A 16,966-nucleotide genomic window follows, 5' to 3' on the forward strand; every position below is an offset into this window, starting at 1 on the left:
TCAGCCGAAGATGAGCGAGCGGTGCAGCGCCGCCCCCGCCAGGGCGCCATCCCCCACCGCGAGGGAGACGGAGCCCGCCCCGCGCGCCGCATCGCCGCAGGCGAAGACGCCGGGCACGCTGGTGGCCTTCGTCGGATCGGTGCGGATGATCGGCCCCATCGGCCCCTCCTCCATGGCGCAGCCCAGTTGCGCCGCGATGGGGCTGGCGAAGCGGATGCGGGGAACCAGGAACAGGCCGCGCAAGGCGATGCTGCGGCCGTCCTGCAGTTCCGCCGTCGCCGCCGGCCCGCTCAGCGCCACCACCGGGGTCTCCTCGATGGTGACGCCGCGCGCCGTCAGCGCCGCGCGCTGCGCGGCATCGGGCGGAAAGCGACCCTGGGTGAACACGGTGGTGGGGCCCCATTCGGGGATCAGCATGGCCTGGTGGAACCAGGCGTCAGTGGTCGCCAGCACCCCCAGCAGACCCCGTTTCAGCTCATAGCCGTCGCAATAGGGGCAGAGGAAGACGCTGCGTCCCCAACGCTGGGCCAGCCCTGGAAGGTCCGGCAACACGTCCTCCACACCGGTCGCCAGCAGCAGGCGACGCCCTCGCGACGCCGCACCGGAGCCCAGCTTCACCTGGAAGCCCTCGGGCTCCGCGGCGACCTCGATGGCCTTGTCGACCGCCCAGGCAACCGTAGGGTAGCGCAGAAGCTGGGCGCGGGCCTGGTCGGCGATCACCCCGGGCGCGACACCGTCCTGTCCCAGGAAGCCATGCGATTCGGCGGCGAAGCGGTTGCGCCGCTGGCCGGCATCCACCACCAGCACGTAGCGCCGGGCGCGAGCCAGCTGCAGGGCCGCGGCCATGCCGGCATAGCTGCCACCGACGATGATGGCGTCATGCCGCATGGGTCGCATCCTTCTTCACAGCCTCCAGCCGCCGATGGAAATCCGCCGAGAGGGACGCCAGGGTGATGATGCCGAAGCGCCGCACCAGCATCGCCTCCGCCTGCTCCAGCGTGTCGGCCAGGGCATGGTTGACCGCCTGCTCGACCAGGCATTGCGGCGCGGGGGAGCGGTTGCCGATGGCGAAGACCTCTGGCGCGCCCAGCGCCTCATGCACGTCGCGGAGGGTGATCGCATTCAGGTCGCGGGCCAGCCGCCAGCCGCCGCCATGGCCCTTTTCCGAGCGGACCAGACCATTCTGCCGCAGCCCGGCCATGGTGCGGCGGACCAGGGCGGCATGGCTGCGCATGCAGCGCGCCAGGGTTTCGGAGGTGGTGGGTCCGTCATGCTCGGCCATGTGCAGCAGGGCATGCAGGGCGGCGGAGAGCCGGCTGTCCTTTGTCATGTATCATCCAGTGATACGTGATAAACCTTCCGTCAAGCCGCCGAGCCTGAAGATGACTAAAGGTTAAAGGACACCCGGCCGGTCTCGCCAATGTCGTAGCCGCCCATCCGCGCCGCGCGGGCGGCGAAGGCCGGGCTGCGGGCGAAGCCGAACAGGGTCTGCAAGGGCGACTCGAAATACTGCCGGCGGGGCATCACAAGGTCGAAGCGCTCCCGCAGCAGCGGCACGAAGTCCAGGCCGCGGGAGGCTGCTTCCGCCCGGATGCCGAAGCCGCAATCGGCGCGGCCCTCCGCCACGGCGGCGGCGACCTCATCCTCCGACAGGGCCGGTTCGGCGAGGAAGCCGATCGCCTCCAGCCGCAGCCCGGCCTCGGCCAGCAGATGCATCAGCAGAATGTGGCTGCCGGCCCGGGGCTGCCGGCCGATGACGCGCAGGCCCGGGCGGGCGAGGTCCGCCACGCCCAGGATGCTGGCGGGATTGCCGGGGGCCAGCAGCAGCCCCTGGTCGCGCCAGGCCCAGACCAGCCCGACCACCGCCTGCCCGGCCAGCAGGTCCCGCGCCGCCGGCTCGTTGAAGGTGCCGCTGTCGGGGTCGAGCAGATGCGTCGCCGCCGCCACCGCCTGCCCCTCGGCCAGCGCCGCCAGCCCGTCCAGGCTGCCGCCAGCGCGCAAGGCGAGGCCGCAGCCGGATTGCCGCACGGCCCAGTCCAGCAGCGGGTCGTGGCTGCCGGCGAGGATCGGCGGCGGCGCGGGACGGGCCGTGCCCTCCCCCGCCTCGGCGGCCAGCCAGCCTTGCAGGGCGCGACTCGGAAACAGCCATTTGCCACCGAGCTGCGCCGCCGGCAGGCGTTTGGCGCGGGCGAGGTCATACAGCGCCCGCTCCGACAGGCGGAGATAGGCGGCAGCCTCCTTCAGTGTCAGGATATCCGGCATATTACGGCAGATTCCGGCAAATGCTGCGCCAGCAGAGCAGCCGGCTTCGGTTGACGTCAAGCACCGCCATGGTCAGCCTGCCGGCCATGAACGACCTGCACTCTGCTTTCGGCCAGGCGCTGGGCCTGGTGGCCGATGGCGATGCGACGCTCGGGAACATCGTGCTGCTGTCGCTGCGTGTCAGCCTGACCGCCGTGGCGCTGGCGGCGCTGGTCGGGCTGCCGCTCGGCGCGCTGCTGGCGGTGGCGCGGTTTCCGGGGCGCGGCGGGGTGGTGGTGGCGCTGAATGCGCTGATGGGGCTGCCGCCGGTGGTTGCGGGGCTGCTGATCTACCTGCTGCTGTCCCGCTCCGGCCCGCTGGGGCCGCTCGGCCTGTTGTTCACGCCCACCGCCATGGTGATCGCGCAGGCGCTGCTGATCGCGCCCATCCTGGCCGCCCTCGCCCGGCAGGTGCTGGAGGCGATGTGGGAGGAATATGCCGAACAGCTCCGCAGCTTCGGCGCCGGCCCCTGGCGCGCGGTGCCGACCCTGCTCTGGGACGGCCGCTTCGCCCTGCTGACCGTGCTGCTGGCGGGCTTCGGCCGGGCGAGTGCCGAGGTCGGCGCGGTGATGATCGTCGGCGGCAATATCGAGGGTTTCACCCGCGTGATGACCACCGCCATCGCGCTGGAGACCAGCAAGGGCGACCTGCCGCTGGCACTCGCGCTCGGCATGGTGCTGATGGCGATCGTGCTGACCGTGAACGCGCTGGCCCAGGGCCTGCGCGACATCGCCGCGCGGCAGGCCGGCTGATGCGCGCGCCTGAGGCCATCCTGCCGCTGCGGGCCGAAGGGCTGGGTTTCTCGGCCGACGGCGTCGCCATCCTCAAGGGGATCGGCCTGACCATCGAGGCCGGCAGGCCGACCCTGGTGATCGGCCCGAATGGCGCGGGCAAGAGCGTGCTGCTGCGGTTGCTGCACCGCCTGCTGCCGCCCACCACCGGGCATGTCACCTGGGACGGCCCGGCCGCCGATCCGCGCCGCCACCAGGCCATGGTGTTCCAGCGCCCGGTGCTGCTGCGCCGATCCGTCCTCGCCAACCTCCGCTACCCGCTGGCGCTGGCCGGGCTGGATCGGGCGGAGCAGGACCGGCGCGCGGCGGAGGCCCTGGCCCTGGTGGGCTTGGCGCCGCTGGCCGACCGCCCGGCGCGAAAGCTCTCGGGGGGGGAGCAGCAGCGCCTTGCGCTGGCCCGCGCGGCCGCGCTGCGGCCGGAGGTGCTGTTCCTCGACGAGCCCTGCGCCAGCCTCGACCCCGCCGCGACCCGCGCGGTGGAGGAGACCCTCCAGGCGCTGGCCGCGCGCGGCACCAAGCTGGTGATGGCGACGCATGACCTGGCGCAGGCGCGCCGCCTGGCCGGCGATGTCGCCTTCCTGCATCGCGGGCGCCTGCTGGAACACGCGCCGGCCGCGCGCTTCTTCGCAGCCCCGGCCACGGCCGAGGCCGCCGCCTTCCTGCGCGGCGAATTGCTGTGGTGACAAGAACCCTGGGAGAAACGCCATGTTCCGCCGCCTGATCCTCGCCGCCGCCCTCGCGCTTGCCACACCGGCCTTTGCGCAGGAGCGCAGCATCACCGTCGCCAGCACCACCAGCACGGAACAGTCCGGGCTGTTCGGCCATATCCTGCCGATCTTCACGCGGGAGACGGGAATTGCCGTGCGCGTGGTGGCGCTCGGCACTGGCCAGGCGCTGGATGTCGGCCGGCGCGGCGATGCCGATGTGGTCTTCGTGCATGACCGCGTGGCGGAACAGCGCTTCGTGCGGGAAGGCCATGGGCTGGAACGCCAGCATGTGATGTTCAACGACTTCGTCATCGTCGGGCCGGAGGCCGATCCGGCCGGCATCGCCGGGTCGCGCGATACCGCCGCGGCGTTGAAGCGAATCGCCGAATCCCGCGCGCCCTTCATCTCCCGCGGCGACCGCAGCGGCACCCATGCGGCGGAGCTGCGGCTGTGGCAGCAGGCGGGCGTCGATCCCGCCAGCGGCCGTGGCGTGTGGTACCGTGAGATCGGCCAGGGCATGGGCCCGACGCTGAACACCGCCGCCGCCCAGGGCGCCTATGCCATGACCGATCGCGGCACCTGGCTGTCCTTCCGCAACCGCCAGGGCCTGCGCATCGTGGTCGAGGGCGATGCGCGGCTGTTCAACCAGTATGGCGTCATGCTGGTGAACCCGGCGCGCCATGCGCATGTGAAGCGGGAGGATGGCCAGCGCTTCATCGACTGGATCGTCTCCCCCGCCGGCCAGGCCGCCATCGCCGGCTACAAGATCAATGGGGAGCAGTTGTTCTTCCCGAATGCGGCGCAGGCCGAGCCGGGCGCATGAGGCGTCACGGCGCCAGGTTGCGCCGGAACCAGTCGAGGCGGTCGGCACAGGCCTCGGCCGCCCGCGCCTCGATCTCGCGATAGGCGGCCAGCACCTCCTCCCCAAACGGCGTCAGCGCGCTGCCGCCGCCACGGGACCCGCCCTTGGCCGGGGCCAGCACAGGCTCCCTGAAATGCGTGTTCATGGCGGAGGCCAGGTCCCAGGCGCGCTGATAGGACATGCCGAGACGGCGCCCGGCGGCGGCGATGGAGCCGGTCTCGCGGATCGCCTCCAGCAGATCGGCCTTGCCGGGGCCGAAGGGCATGTCCTTGGCCAGCAGGACACGAATCCGAAGGGCATTGGAGGTGGGCATGGCGGCCAGGGAACCATGGACCGGGCCGCGCGGAAATGGGGCTTGCGTTATCTTCCGTCATGGATATCGTTACAAACGGATATCGTGAAGGAAGCCGATGATGCGCCGCCTGATCCTGGCCGCCCTCGCCTTGCTGCTGGCAGCACCCGCCTTGGCCCAGCAGCCGGCCACCGTCTTCGCCGCCGCCAGCCTGACCGACGCGATGCGTGCCCTGGGGCAGGAATGGGCGTCGCGCGGCCATCCGGCACCGCGCCTGTCCTTCGCCGCCTCCTCCGCCTTGGCGCGCCAGATCGAACAGGGGGCGGGCGCCGACCTGTTCCTCTCGGCCGATGAACCCTGGATGGATTATCTTCAGTCTCGTGAGCTGATCGTGAACAACAGCCGCATCAGCCCGATCGGCAATGCGCTGGTGCTGGTGGCGCCCACGACGCCCACGCGCGCCCCGGTGGCGCTGGGGCGCGGGACGGACCTGCTGGCGCTGGCCGCCGGCGGCCGCATCGCCACGGGCGACCCTGCCCATGTGCCGGTCGGCCGCTATGCGGAGGCGGCGCTGCGCTGGATGGGGCAGTGGGAGGCCATCGCCCCCCGCCTGGCCCGGGCTGACAATGTCCGTTCCGCCCTGCTGCTGGTGGAACGCGGAGAGGCGCCGCTCGGCATCGTCTATGCCACCGATGCGGCGGCCAGCCGCGGCGTGGCAGTGCTCGGCACCTTCCCGGCCGGGAGCCACGCGCCCATCACCTACCCCTTCGCCATCACCCGCCGCGCCGCCGGCAATGCCGAGGCCCTGGCCCTGCACGCCTTCCTGGCCGGGCCCGACGCAGTGCCGGTCTTCGAACGCTTCGGCTTCCGCCTCGCCCGCTGATGGAATTGTCGGCCGAGGAATGGCAGGCCGTCCGGCTGAGCCTGGATGTCGCCCTGCGCTCCGTCGCGCTGGGCCTGGTGCCGGCGGTGCTGATGGCGCTGCTGCTGTCGCGTGGCCGCTTCCCCGGGCGCTTCCTGCTGGATGCGCTGGTGCATCTGCCGCTGGTGGTGCCGCCCGTGGTGGTGGGCTGGGCGCTGCTGATGCTGTTCGGCCTGCGCGGGCCGATCGGCGGGCCGCTGAACGACTGGTTCGGCATCCGCCTGGTCTTCACCACCGAGGGCGCGGCGCTCGCCACCGCCGTGATGTCCTTCCCGCTGATCGTGCGCGCCGTGCGGCTGGGGCTGGACCAGGTGGACCCTGGGCTGGAGGCCGCGGCACGCACGCTCGGCGCCGGGCGGGTCGACCGCTTCCTGACCGTGACCCTGCCGCTGATGTCCCCCGGCATCCTGGCCGGCGCCGTCACCGCCTTCGCCGCTGGCCTCGGCGAGTTCGGCGCCGTCATCACCTTCGCCTCCAACATTCCCGGCGAGACCCAGACCCTGCCGCTGGCGATCTACAGCGCGACGCAAAGCCCGGGTGGAGAGGCGGTGGCAGCGCGGCTGGCCGGCATTTCGCTGACCCTGGCCGTCGCCGGCCTGCTGCTGGCGGAGCTGATCGCACGGCGCATGCACCTGCTGCTCGGGCGCGGCTGATGCTGGAGGTCGCACTGCGGCATCGCTACGGCCGCGACGGCTTCGCGCTGGAGGCCGCCTTCGGCGTGGCGGAGGCCGGGGTGACCGCCCTGTTCGGCCCCTCCGGCTGCGGCAAATCCACCATCCTGGCGGCCGTGGCGGGGCTGCTGCGGCCGGATTCCGGGCGCGTCGTGCTGGATGGCACGGTGCTGCTGGACACGGCACGCGGCATCGCTTTGCCGCCGGAGCGCCGCCGTTGCGGCGTGGTGTTCCAGGATGCGCGGCTGTTCCCGCATCTCAGCGTGGCGGGCAACCTGCGCTACGGCCAGAAGCGCGCCCCACCGGGCGCCACCGGCCCGGGCTTCGAGGAGGTGGTGGCCCTGCTCGGCCTGGCGGCGCTGCTGGACCGCCGGCCCGCCAGGCTATCGGGCGGCGAGCGCCAGCGCGTGGCGCTCGGCCGCGCTTTGCTGGCCCGCCCGCGCCTGCTGCTGATGGACGAGCCCCTGGCCGCGCTGGATGCGGGAAGACGGGCGGAGGTGCTGCCCTTCCTCGCCCGGCTGCGCGACGCCGCCGGCCTGCCCATCCTCTATGTGACCCATGCGCTGGAGGAGGTGGACGCGCTGGCCGACCGGCTGGTCCTGCTCCAGGACGGCCGCGTGCTGGCGGAAGGCGGGGTGGAGGCGCTGACCGCGCGCACCGACCTGCCCCTGGCCGCCCGCCGCGATGCCGGCACGCTGCTGAGCTGCCAGGTCGGCGGCACCGACCCGGGCGGGCTGACGCGGCTGGATTTCGCGGGCGGCACGCTGCTCTCCACCGCGCGGCCGGAGCCGGTGGGCACCCGGCTGCGCCTGCGCATCCGCGCGCGCGACGTGGCGGTGGCGACGGAGGAACCGCACGGCCTTTCCACCCGCAACATCCTGGCCGCCGAGATCACCGCCATCAGCCCCGGCAGCGGCCCGCAGGAGGTTTTCCTGCAGCTCGCCATCGGCCCAAGCAAGCTGCTGGCACGGGTGACGCAGGACAGCGTTTCGCGGCTGGGGCTGGCGCCAGGGAAGCAGGTTTGGGCCTTGTTGAAGGCGGTGACCTTCGACCACCTGGGCGCAGCGCGGTAGCGATCAAGGACGCATTTTCCGAACCGTCAGGTGAAGAACCTGACTTGAAAACGCGTCAGCCCCGCAGATGGCAGGCCACGCGATGGCCCGGCGCAACCTCCCGCAATTCCGGCACGACCGTCTGGCACGGCTCCGCCTTGGCGATCGGGCAGCGCGTGTGGAAATGGCAGCCGCTGGGCGGGTTCAGCGGGCTCGGCACGTCACCCTTCAGCATGATGCGCTGGCGCTTCACCGTCGGGTCCGGGATCGGCACGGCACTCAGCAGCGCCTCGGTATAGGGGTGCAGCGGATTGGCGTAGAGGTCCCGCGCCGAGGCGATCTCCACGATGCGGCCGAGATACATCACCGCCACCCGGTCGCTGGTGTGCTCCACCACCGACAGGTCATGGGCGATGAACAGATAGGTCAGGCCGAACTTCTCCTGCAGATCCTCCAGCAGGTTCACAACCTGCGCCTGGATCGAGACATCCAGCGCGGAGACCGGCTCGTCGCAGACCACCAGCTTGGGCGAGACGGCGAGCGCGCGGGCGATGCCGATGCGCTGGCGCTGGCCGCCGGAGAATTCATGCGGGAAGCGGCGCATGTGGTCGGCGTTCAGACCCACCGTCTCCAGCAGTTCCACCACCCGGTCCTCGCGTTCCTGCCGCGTGCGGCCGAGATTGTGGATGACCAGCGCCTCGCCGATGATCGCGCCCACCGTCATGCGCGGATTGAGGCTGGCAAAAGGGTCCTGGAAGATGATCTGCATGTCGCGCCGCAGCCGGCCGAGCTGCTGGCGGTCCATTGCCGTGACTTCCTGGCCCTCGAACCAGACCGTGCCGGCGCTGGGTTCCATCAGCCGCAGGATCAGCCGACCCGTGGTGGATTTGCCGCAGCCGGATTCCCCGACAAGGCCCAGCGTCTCGCCCGGCGCGATGTCGAAGGTGACGCCGGAGACGGCATGCACCTCCTCCACCTTGCGGCCGAACAAGCCACCACGCACGGCGAAGCGTTTCTGCAGATCCTGCACGCGCAGCAGCGGCTCGGTCATGAGCGGACTTCCGGATACAGGATGCAGGCCACCTTGTGGCCGGGCGCCACCTCCCGCAGCGGCGGCTCCGCGGCGGTGCATTCGGGCATGGCGTGGCGGCAGCGCGCGGCGAAGCGGCAGCCAACCGGCGGATTGAGCAGGGAGGGCACGGTGCCGGGAATCGCCTCCAGCCGCGCATGGCTGATGGCGGCGCGGTCGATGCGGGGGATGGAGCGGATCAGCCCCTGCGTATAGGGGTGCCGCGGGGTGGCGAAGAGCGCGCCGACCGGCGCTTCCTCCACCACCTTGCCCGCATACATCACCACCACCCGCTGCGCGACTTCGGCCACGACGCCCATCGCATGGGTAATCAGCAGCACGGCCATGCCGAGCCGCTGCTTCATCTCCGCCAGCAGGTCGAGGATCTGCGCCTGGATGGTGACGTCCAGCGCCGTGGTCGGCTCATCCGCGATCAGCAGCTTTGGGCCGCAGGACAGCGCCATGCCGATCATCACCCGCTGGCGCATGCCCCCGGAGAACTGGTGCGGATAGTCATGCACGCGGCGTTCCGGATTCGGGATATTGACCAGCCGCAGCATCTCCGCCGCGCGGTCCATGGCGGCGCGGCGGGACAGGCCCTCATGCTGGCGCACCGCCTCCGCGATCTGGTGACCCACCGTATAGACCGGGTTGAGGCTGGTCATCGGCTCCTGGAAGACGAAGCCGATTTCCTTGGACCGGATCTTCTGCATCGCCTCCGATGGCAGCGGCACCAGGTCCCGCCCCTCGAACATCACCTGGCCGGCGGCGATCTTGCCGGGTGGCATGTCGATCAGCTTCAGCACGGTCTTGGCGGTGACGGTCTTGCCGCAGCCGGATTCGCCGACGATGCAGACCGTCTCCCCGCGATCGACACCGATATCGATGCCATCCACCGCGCGCACCCAGCCGTCATCGGTGCGGAAATGAACCTTGAGGCCCTGGATTTCGAGAAGACGCTGGCCGGTCACTGGACGCGCCTCGGGTCGAGCGCGTCGCGCAATCCGTCGCCGACGAAGTTGATGCTGACCACGGCGAGGAAGATGGCGAGCCCCGGGAACAGCGCCCAATGCGGCGCGAAATCCAGATTGTCCTTGGCATCGAACAGCAGCCGCCCCCAGGTCGGCACATCCGGCGGAAAGCCGAGGCCGAGGAAGGACAGGGTGCTTTCGGCGATGATCGCGCCGGCGACATCGATGGTGGCGGCGACGATCACCGGCCCCAGCGCATTGGGCAGGATATGGCGCAGCACCAGCCGCATCCGGCTGGCCCCCAGCGCGCGCGCGGCCTCCACGAATTCCTTTTCCCGCAGGGAGAAGAACTGCGCGCGCACCAGGCGTGCCACGGGCATCCAGTTGAAGATGCCGATCACGGCGACGACCATGATGAAGACGCCCATCTCCACGCCCACGATGCCGGTCAGCGATTCGCGGAACAGGTAGATGATGAGCAGCAGCAGCGGCAGTTGCGGCAGGGACAGGAAAAGGTCCGTCAGCCACATCAGCGCCGCATCCAGCTTGCCACCCGCCATGCCGGCGACGCTGCCGACCAGCACGCCGAGGCCGACGGCCACCAGCATCGCGGTGAAGCCGACGGCAAGTGAAATCCGCCCGCCGTACAGGATGCGCGCCAGCAGGTCCTGGCCGAGATCGTCGGTGCCCAGCGGATGCGCCCAGGACGGGCTTTCGAGCCTTGCGGTGAAATCGATCTCGTCGATCGGCAGCGTCCAGATCAGTGGGCCGAACAGCACGGCGAAGACGAGGAAGAACAGCACCACTGCGCTGACCACCGCGAGCCTGTGCTTGCGGAAGCGGCGCCACGCCTCGCCCCATGGACCGATATGGGGCTTCCGGGCGGGGCTAGCGGTAGCTGATACGGGGATCGAGCCAGCCATAAAGGATATCCGCCACCAGGTTGAAGAAGATGACCAGGATCGCGAAGACGAAGGTGACGGCCATGATGACCGGCGTGTCGTTCGACAGGATCGAGGTGACGAGCAGCGAGCCGATGCCGGGGATGCGGAAGATCTGCTCCGTCACGATGGCGCCGCCGAACACCGCCGGCATCTGCAGCGCCACCAGCGTGACCACCGGGATCATCGCATTGCGCACCACATGCAGGATGGTGACGCGCGATTCCGGCAGGCCCTTGGCGCGCGCCGTGGTCACATGGTCCAGCCGGATCACATCCAGCACGGCGGAGCGCACATAGCGCGTCCAGGCCGCGCCCTGGAACAGGCCCAGCACCATGATCGGCATGATGGTCTGGCGCAGCATCTGCCACCACCAGTTCAGGCCCGTCGCCTCGATATCCGTGCGGAAGACGAAGGGCAGCCAGTCCAGGTAGATGGAGAACAACAGGATCATTAGCAGCCCGGTGAAGAAGGTGGGCAGCGAGAAGCCGATGAAGGCCAGCGTATTCGCCACCTGGTCGAACAGCGAATAGGGCCGCGTCGCCGCATAGACGCCGACCGGCAAGGCGATGCAAAGCGCCACGATCTGCGCCAGCCCGATCACCGCGATGGTGGTCGGCAGGCGTTGCAGGATGAGCTGATCCACCGGAATGCGGCTGACGAAGGAATAGCCCCATTCGCCGCGCAGCATCGCCGTCAGCCAGGACCAGTAGCGTTCATGGATCGGGTCATCCAGCCCGAGGCTGGCGCGCAGATGCGCGCGCACATCGGGCGGGATCGCCGGATTGGTCGCCAGCTCCTCGAAGGGATCGCCCGGCGCCAGGGCCAGGATGGTGAAAAGGATCACGCTGATCCCGAGCAGGCTCGGGATCGCGATCAGCAGGCGCCGGGTGAGGTAGTTGGTCACGCGAGGAAGATCAGGTCTCGCGCCACCAATCGCCGAGCAGCCATGTGGTGCCGTCCCAGGCGCTCAGCACGGGCTTCAGGTTGTTCAGGCTGGCGCTGACCAGGGGCCGCTTCACCAGCGGGATGATGTGGTTGCTGGAGACGACGATGTCGTTCATGCGGATGAACAGCGCCGCCCGCTTCACGGGGTCGAGCTCACCCTGCGATTCACGGAAGATGCGGTCGTATTCCTCCGACCGGAAGCGCGCGATGTTGCGGCCCTGCCAGTTATTGGCCTTGGAGGACACCTCCCAGGACACATACTGGTTCATGAAGCGCTCGGGATCCGCCTGCGGCATCGTCGTCGTGTACATCTGCATGTCGGCCCAGAACTTCGTGTAGGTGTCCGGGTTGGCGACATCCGAGGAGAAGAAGACCGAGGCGGTGACCGACTTCAGCTCCAGGTCGATGCCGGCGCGCTGCGCCGCCTGCTTGTACACCGCCTGGGTGCGCTGGCGCGGCGCGTTGACCGAGGTCTGGTAGATGAAGCGCAGGCGCACGCCATCCTTGGCGCGGATGCCGTCCCGCCCGCGCACCCAGCCGGCGGCGTCGAGGATCTCGTTCGCCTTCGCGATGCTGAATTCCCAACGCATGTTGGGGGAGACGAAGCGCGGCGGGTTGTTCAGGAAATTCGCCGTCGCCGGGCCACCGCGGCCATAGATGAATTGCTGCAGCGCATTGCGGTCGATCAGCAGCGCCATCGCCTGGCGCACCGCGGGATCGCCGAAGGCCGGATGCTGCGACTTGATCGAGGCACGCTCGCCCTCGACCTCGTTATGCGGATCGGTCGGGTTGAGCTGGACGAACTCGATATTGCCGTTCTCGATGATATTCACCTTGCCGCGGCCATTGGCTTCCAGCCGCTTCAGGATCTCGTCCTCGACCTGCATGTTCCAGGCATAGTCGAAATCCGCCGTCTGAAGCACCGCCCGCGCGGCGGAGACCGCATCGCCACCGCCCTTGACCTCCAGCGTGTCGAAGAAGGGGCGGTTGTTCATGTGGTAGTTCGGGTTCAGCTCCGCGCGCAGGTTGTCGCCCGGCGCGAAGGAGACGAACTTGTAGGCGCTGGTGCCCACCGGCCGCAGGTTGGTCGGCGCGTCGCGCGCATTGGCGCCCGCATAATCCTTGAACAGATGCTTCGGGATGAGCTGCCCGATGGCGGCGACGAAGGCATCGGCCCAGAAGGGCGTGGGCTGGGCGAATTCCACCCGCACCGTGTGGTCATCCACCTTCACGACATTCACGTCGCGATAGGAGCCGGAGGAGACGGCGGCGACCGCCGGGTTCTTCGCGAATTCCCAGTTGAAGATGACGTCATCGGCCGAGAAGTCCTGGCCGTCATGCCACTTCACACCGCGCTTCAGTTTCCAGGTGACGGAGCGGCCATCAGCCGACAGCCCACCATTGTCGGTGGAGGGAATCTCCGCCGCCAGGATCGGGTGCAGCGTGCCGTCGGAAGCCCAGCCGGCCAGCGGTTCGTAGAAGACGCGGCTGGCATCCGCATTGGTGGTGCCTGACCCGAAATGCGGGTTCAGCAGCGTCGCCGCCTGCCAGTACAGGATCTTCAGCGCCCCGCCGCCACCGCGCCGCGACGGCGCATAGGTCGGCACCGATTGCGCCGAGGCCGGCGAAATGCCGGACAGCGCCAGAAGCTGCGTCGCCATCGGCGCCGTCAGCCCCACCGCCGCCATCCGCTTCACGAAACCGCGGCGCGACAGCGAGCCCCGCTGCACGCGCCCGATCATCTGGCGCAGGTCGTCCTCGTTCATGCCCAACTCTCCCAAGCCTCATTTGCCCCCGATGGCGCCAGGTCTGTTCGACCGCCCGGCTGCCTTCGGGAAACCCCTGTGGCGGGAACGCTACAGCATGACGACGGACTGTCTAACCCCTTTTTTCGCAACCTTTCTCAGCGCCGCTGCTGGCCCAGCTCTTGGTCCACAACACTGACCCAATAGGCGACGCCCATCGGAATGATCGCGTCGTTGAAGTCGAAATGCGGCGTGTGCAGGTTGGGCGAGGTGCCATCCGGCCCGGAACCGCCGCCGAGGAACATGAAGGCGCCGGGCCGCGCTTCCAGCATCAGCGCGAAATCCTCGCCGCCCGTCACCGGCGGGAAGCTGGTCTCCACCGCCGCATCGCCCACCAGCGCCCTGGCCGCGCTGATGGCCAGGTCGGTCTGTTCGGCATGGTTCACCAGCGCCGGCACGCCGCGCTGGTAGGTGACCTCCGCCGTGCAGCCATGCATCGCCGCCAGGCCCTGCGCCAGTTCCCCGATCCGCCGTTCCAGCAGGTCGCGCACCGCGGGCGTGTAGCTGCGGGAGGTGCCGGTGACGGTCAACTCCGCCGGCATGACGTTGGAGGAGACCGGGGAACCGCCCTGGATCGAGCCGACGCTGAGCACCGCCGCATCCACCGCCGCGACATTGCGCCCGACGATGGTCTGCAGGGCCAGCACGAAATGCGCCTGCACGATGGTGATGTCGGTGGCGAGGTGCGGCGTCGATCCGCCATGGCCGCCGGTGCCGCGGAACACCACGGCGAAGCGGTCCGCCGCGGCCAGCGCCGGCCCCTTGCGCGTCGCGAACTGCCCCGCCGGCAGGGTCGGCTTGTTGTGCAGGCCATAGACCGCGTCGCAGGGGAAGCGATCGAACAGCCCATCCGCCAGCATCGCGCGGGCGCCGCCCCGGCCTTCCTCGGCCGGCTGGAAGATCAGGTGGACGGTGCCGGCGAAGTCGCGATTCTCCGACAGCCAGCGGGCGGCGCCGAGCAGCATGGTGGTGTGCCCGTCATGGCCGCAGGCATGCATGATGCCGGGGTTGGTGGAGGCATAGGGCTTGCCCGTCGCCTCCGGGATCTGAAGCGCGTCCATGTCGGCGCGCAGGCCGATCACCCGCTGGCCCGGCCGCGTGCCGCGAATGGTGCCGACCACGCCGAAGCGGCCGATACCCTCCTCCACTTCCACGCCATAGTCGCGCAACTGCTTCGCCACCAAGGCGGAGGTCCGCACCTCCTCCATCCCCAGCTCGGGATGGGCGTGGATGTCCTGCCGGATGGCGGCGAGTTCCGCCTGCCAGGCCTTCACGCCCTCGATCACCGCCTCGTTCATGCTGCACCCCTGTCCACGATGACGGGCAGCATGAACCGGCGCGCCGGCCCTGGCGAGGTGCTCTACATCCCTCGCAGCGCCCGCCAGACCCGTTCCGGCGTCATCGGCAGTTCGACCCTCACCCCGCCCAGCGCATCCGCCACGGCATTGGCCAGCGCCGCCGGGGCGCCATTGGTCGGCAGCTCGCCCACCCCCTTGATGCCCAGCACGTTGTTCGGCGTCGGGCTTGGCAAGGAGAGCAGGGTGAAGTCGGGCAGATCCGCGGCGCGGGGCATGGCGTAGTCCATCAGCGTCGCGGCCAGCATCTGGCCCTCCGCGTCATACAGCGCATCCTCGGACAGCGCCTGGCCGATGCCGGCGGCCCAGCCGCCATGCAACTGCCCTTCCAGCAGCATCGGGTTCACCACCACGCCGGCATCGAAGCTGCAGGCGAAGCGGTCGAGCATCACCACGCCGGTCTCCGGATCCACCTCCACCTCGCAGAGCGCGATGCCCGCCGGCCAGCTTTCCACCGTGGCGTCGAAATCCGCCAGGCCCCGCAGCCCGCCGGCCCGCGCCGCCACCTCGGCCAGGCCGATGCGGCGATCGGTGCCGACGATCTCATAGGCGCCGTCGCGCCAGGCGATGTCGGCCGCCGCCGCCTCCAGCAGTTCCGCCGCCACTCCCCGCCCCTGTTCGATCGCCGCCTCCGCCGCGCGGACGAAGGTGGTGCCGGAGATGATGGTGGAGGAAGACCCGCCGGTGCCGCCGCCGCGCGGAATGCCGGCGCTGTCGCCCTGGATCACCCGCACGCGCTCCGGCGCCACGCCGAAGCGGGCGGCGATGATCTGGGCATAGGCGGTGGCATGCCCCTGCCCCTGGCTCTGCGTGCCGGTGCGGGCCTCGATCCGGCCATCCGCCAGCACCTCCACCACCGAGGTCTCGTCGCCCCAGCCGCCGGAGCCATGCAGATGGCAGGCGAAGCCCTGCCCCCGCCGCAGCCCGGCGGCGGCGGAGGCGGCGCGCCGCGCTTCGAAGCCCGCCGCATCGCCCAGTCGCAGCACGGCATCGAGCAGCGCCGGCGGGTCGCCGCTGTCGTAGCGATAGCCGAGGGCGGTGCGGAACGGGTAGTCGCCGCGCCGCAGCAGGTTGCGCCGGCGCAGATGGACCGGGTCCCAGCCGCCCTCCCGCGCCGCGACATCCACCAGCCCCTCCAGCAGCACCAGCGCCTCCGGCTTGCCGGCGCCGCGCACGGCATCCACGGGGGCGGTGTTGCTGAAGGCGCCGCGGAGCGCGATGTGGATGGCCGGGATGCGGTAGAGGCCGCCCAGCACCTTGGCCATGCCGCCGGTCGGGATGGTGGGCGCGACGGTGGAGACGAAGGCGCCGAAATTCGCCACGCCTTCCAGCTTCAGGGCCAGGAAGTGGCCCTCGGCATCCAGCGCCAGCGCGGCCTCCGCCACCAGGTCGCGGGCATGGGTATCGGCCAGGTGATGTTCCGTGCGGTCCTGCACCCAGCGCACGTCGCGCCGCAATTCCCAGGCGGCGAAGCAGGCCAGGGCCTGTTCGGGATAGGGCGGCAGCTTCGGCCCGAAGCCGCCGCCGACATCCGGCGTCACCACCCGCAGCCGGTCGCGCGGCCAGCCCAGCACATGGTCGCACAGGATGCGGTGCAGCAGATGAACGCCCTGGGAGGGGGTGGTCAGCACCACCTGTCCCTCCTGCCACTGCGCCAGGGCGGCGCGGGTTTCCAGATAGCCGGCTAGGATGCGGGGCGAGCGGGCGCTGATGCGCGCCACCTGCGCCGCACGCGCGAAGGCGGCCTCCACCGCCGCCGCATCGCCCTTGGTCCAGTCGCAGACCAGGTTGCCCGGGGCCAGGTCGTGCAGCCGCGGCGCGCCGGGGCGCAGGGCGTCGTCGCCGCGCACCACGGCGGGCAGCGGGTCGTAGTCCACTGCCACGGCCTCCGCCGCCTCCCGCGCCGCGGCCAGGGTCTCGGCCACCACCATCGCCACGATCTCCCCCACATGGCGCACCCGGTCGGCCGGGATGGGGGGGCGGTGCGGCTCGGCATGGCGGCGGCCGGCGGCGTCGTGGATTTCCGTCACCGCCGGATTGTGGCCAAGGCTGGCGGTCTCGGCCGCGGTGAAGACGGCGACCACCCCGGGCAGCGCCCGCGCGGCCGCGGCATCGACACGGAGGATACGGGCATGGGCATGGGGCGAGCGCAGGAACACCGCCTGAAGCGCGCCATGCGCCTGCAGGTCTGTGGTGAATTGCCCGCCGCCGGTCAGCAGCCGCGGGTCTTCCAGCCGTCGCAGGGGCTGGCCCAGGCCGGGCAGAACGTCGAACGCCAT

At 70.4% G+C, this 16,966-nt stretch carries 17 protein-coding genes; 6 read left to right on the forward strand and 11 right to left on the reverse strand.

Translation table 11 applies throughout. The annotated features are described in order from the left end of the window. From JJQ90_RS04180 to JJQ90_RS04190, 3 genes are read right to left on the reverse strand one after another with little or no spacing between them, the layout of a single operon-like run. Entirely contained in the window at positions 1-888 is an 888-nt protein-coding gene (locus JJQ90_RS04180) for an NAD(P)/FAD-dependent oxidoreductase (protein WP_216873175.1), read from the reverse strand. Further along, on the reverse strand, positions 878-1,330 hold the full coding sequence (locus JJQ90_RS04185; protein ID WP_216873176.1) for an Rrf2 family transcriptional regulator: 453 nt from the start codon (positions 1,328-1,330) through the stop codon (positions 878-880). Before JJQ90_RS04185 ends, JJQ90_RS04180 begins: the two co-directional genes overlap by 11 nt. Positions 1,331-1,386: 56 nt before the next feature. Further along, positions 1,387-2,262 (reverse strand): helix-turn-helix transcriptional regulator, encoded by an 876-nt coding sequence (locus JJQ90_RS04190; protein ID WP_216873177.1) that lies wholly within the window; start codon positions 2,260-2,262, stop codon positions 1,387-1,389. A gap of 50 nt (positions 2,263-2,312) precedes the next feature. On the opposite strand from JJQ90_RS04190, the gene JJQ90_RS04195 reads away from it, so the two are divergent. From JJQ90_RS04195 to JJQ90_RS04205, 3 genes are read left to right on the forward strand one after another with little or no spacing between them, the layout of a single operon-like run. Then, on the forward strand, positions 2,313-3,053 hold the full coding sequence (locus tag JJQ90_RS04195; RefSeq protein ID WP_377097743.1) for an ABC transporter permease: 741 nt from the start codon (positions 2,313-2,315) through the stop codon (positions 3,051-3,053). Beyond that, positions 3,053-3,775 (forward strand): ATP-binding cassette domain-containing protein, encoded by a 723-nt coding sequence (locus JJQ90_RS04200; protein ID WP_216873178.1) that lies wholly within the window; start codon positions 3,053-3,055, stop codon positions 3,773-3,775. Before JJQ90_RS04195 ends, JJQ90_RS04200 begins: the two co-directional genes overlap by 1 nt. A 22-nt stretch (positions 3,776-3,797) precedes the next feature. Further along, positions 3,798-4,622, forward strand: coding sequence for a substrate-binding domain-containing protein (locus tag JJQ90_RS04205; RefSeq protein ID WP_216873179.1), 825 nt, complete (start codon positions 3,798-3,800; stop codon positions 4,620-4,622). A 4-nt stretch (positions 4,623-4,626) separates the two neighbouring features. Here JJQ90_RS04205 and JJQ90_RS04210 read toward each other — a convergent pair whose 3' ends face one another. Beyond that, a complete protein-coding gene (locus tag JJQ90_RS04210) occupies positions 4,627-4,974 on the reverse strand; it encodes a winged helix-turn-helix domain-containing protein (RefSeq protein WP_216873180.1) in 348 nt (115 codons plus the stop codon). A gap of 100 nt (positions 4,975-5,074) precedes the next feature. Here JJQ90_RS04210 and modA point away from each other — a divergent pair, with 100 nt between their 5' ends. Genes modA through modC form a run of 3 tightly spaced genes read left to right on the forward strand, consistent with a single transcriptional unit; the run spans position 5,075 to position 7,619 of the window. After that, positions 5,075-5,836, forward strand: a complete 762-nt coding sequence (modA, locus tag JJQ90_RS04215; protein ID WP_230410328.1) for a molybdate ABC transporter substrate-binding protein — start codon at positions 5,075-5,077, stop codon at positions 5,834-5,836. Further along, entirely contained in the window at positions 5,836-6,528 is a 693-nt protein-coding gene (gene modB / locus JJQ90_RS04220) for a molybdate ABC transporter permease subunit (RefSeq protein WP_216873182.1), read from the forward strand. Before modA ends, modB begins: the two co-directional genes overlap by 1 nt. Continuing rightward, the gene (modC, locus tag JJQ90_RS04225; protein WP_216873183.1) at positions 6,528-7,619 is read left to right on the forward strand and encodes a molybdenum ABC transporter ATP-binding protein; all 1,092 of its coding nucleotides are present in this window, start codon (positions 6,528-6,530) and stop codon (positions 7,617-7,619) included. The genes modB and modC overlap by 1 nt, the downstream gene beginning before the upstream one ends. Before the next feature lie 55 nt (positions 7,620-7,674). On the opposite strand, the gene JJQ90_RS04230 is transcribed toward modC, so the two are convergent. The 7 genes from JJQ90_RS04230 to JJQ90_RS04260 form a co-directional block, all read right to left on the reverse strand. Continuing rightward, on the reverse strand, positions 7,675-8,649 hold the full coding sequence (locus JJQ90_RS04230) for an ABC transporter ATP-binding protein (RefSeq protein WP_216873184.1): 975 nt from the start codon (positions 8,647-8,649) through the stop codon (positions 7,675-7,677). Continuing rightward, entirely contained in the window at positions 8,646-9,638 is a 993-nt protein-coding gene (locus JJQ90_RS04235; RefSeq protein ID WP_216873185.1) for an ABC transporter ATP-binding protein, read from the reverse strand. Before JJQ90_RS04235 ends, JJQ90_RS04230 begins: the two co-directional genes overlap by 4 nt. Beyond that, a complete protein-coding gene (locus JJQ90_RS04240; RefSeq protein WP_216873186.1) occupies positions 9,635-10,561 on the reverse strand; it encodes an ABC transporter permease in 927 nt (308 codons plus the stop codon). Before JJQ90_RS04240 ends, JJQ90_RS04235 begins: the two co-directional genes overlap by 4 nt. After that, positions 10,527-11,486, reverse strand: a complete 960-nt coding sequence (locus tag JJQ90_RS27440) for an ABC transporter permease (RefSeq protein WP_216873187.1) — start codon at positions 11,484-11,486, stop codon at positions 10,527-10,529. The genes JJQ90_RS04240 and JJQ90_RS27440 overlap by 35 nt, the downstream gene beginning before the upstream one ends. A gap of 10 nt (positions 11,487-11,496) precedes the next feature. Further along, positions 11,497-13,293, reverse strand: a complete 1,797-nt coding sequence (locus JJQ90_RS04250) for a peptide ABC transporter substrate-binding protein (protein WP_216873188.1) — start codon at positions 13,291-13,293, stop codon at positions 11,497-11,499. Between the two features lie 137 nt (positions 13,294-13,430). Further along, positions 13,431-14,630: a M20 aminoacylase family protein gene (locus JJQ90_RS04255; protein ID WP_216873189.1), complete on the reverse strand. Its 1,200-nt coding sequence runs from the start codon at positions 14,628-14,630 to the stop codon at positions 13,431-13,433. Between the two features lie 62 nt (positions 14,631-14,692). Further along, positions 14,693-16,966: a xanthine dehydrogenase family protein molybdopterin-binding subunit gene (locus JJQ90_RS04260; protein ID WP_216873190.1), complete on the reverse strand. Its 2,274-nt coding sequence runs from the start codon at positions 16,964-16,966 to the stop codon at positions 14,693-14,695.

This window comes from Falsiroseomonas oleicola (assembly GCF_019029495.1).
In the GTDB taxonomy this organism is placed as follows: Bacteria; Pseudomonadota; Alphaproteobacteria; order Acetobacterales; family Acetobacteraceae; genus Falsiroseomonas; species Falsiroseomonas oleicola.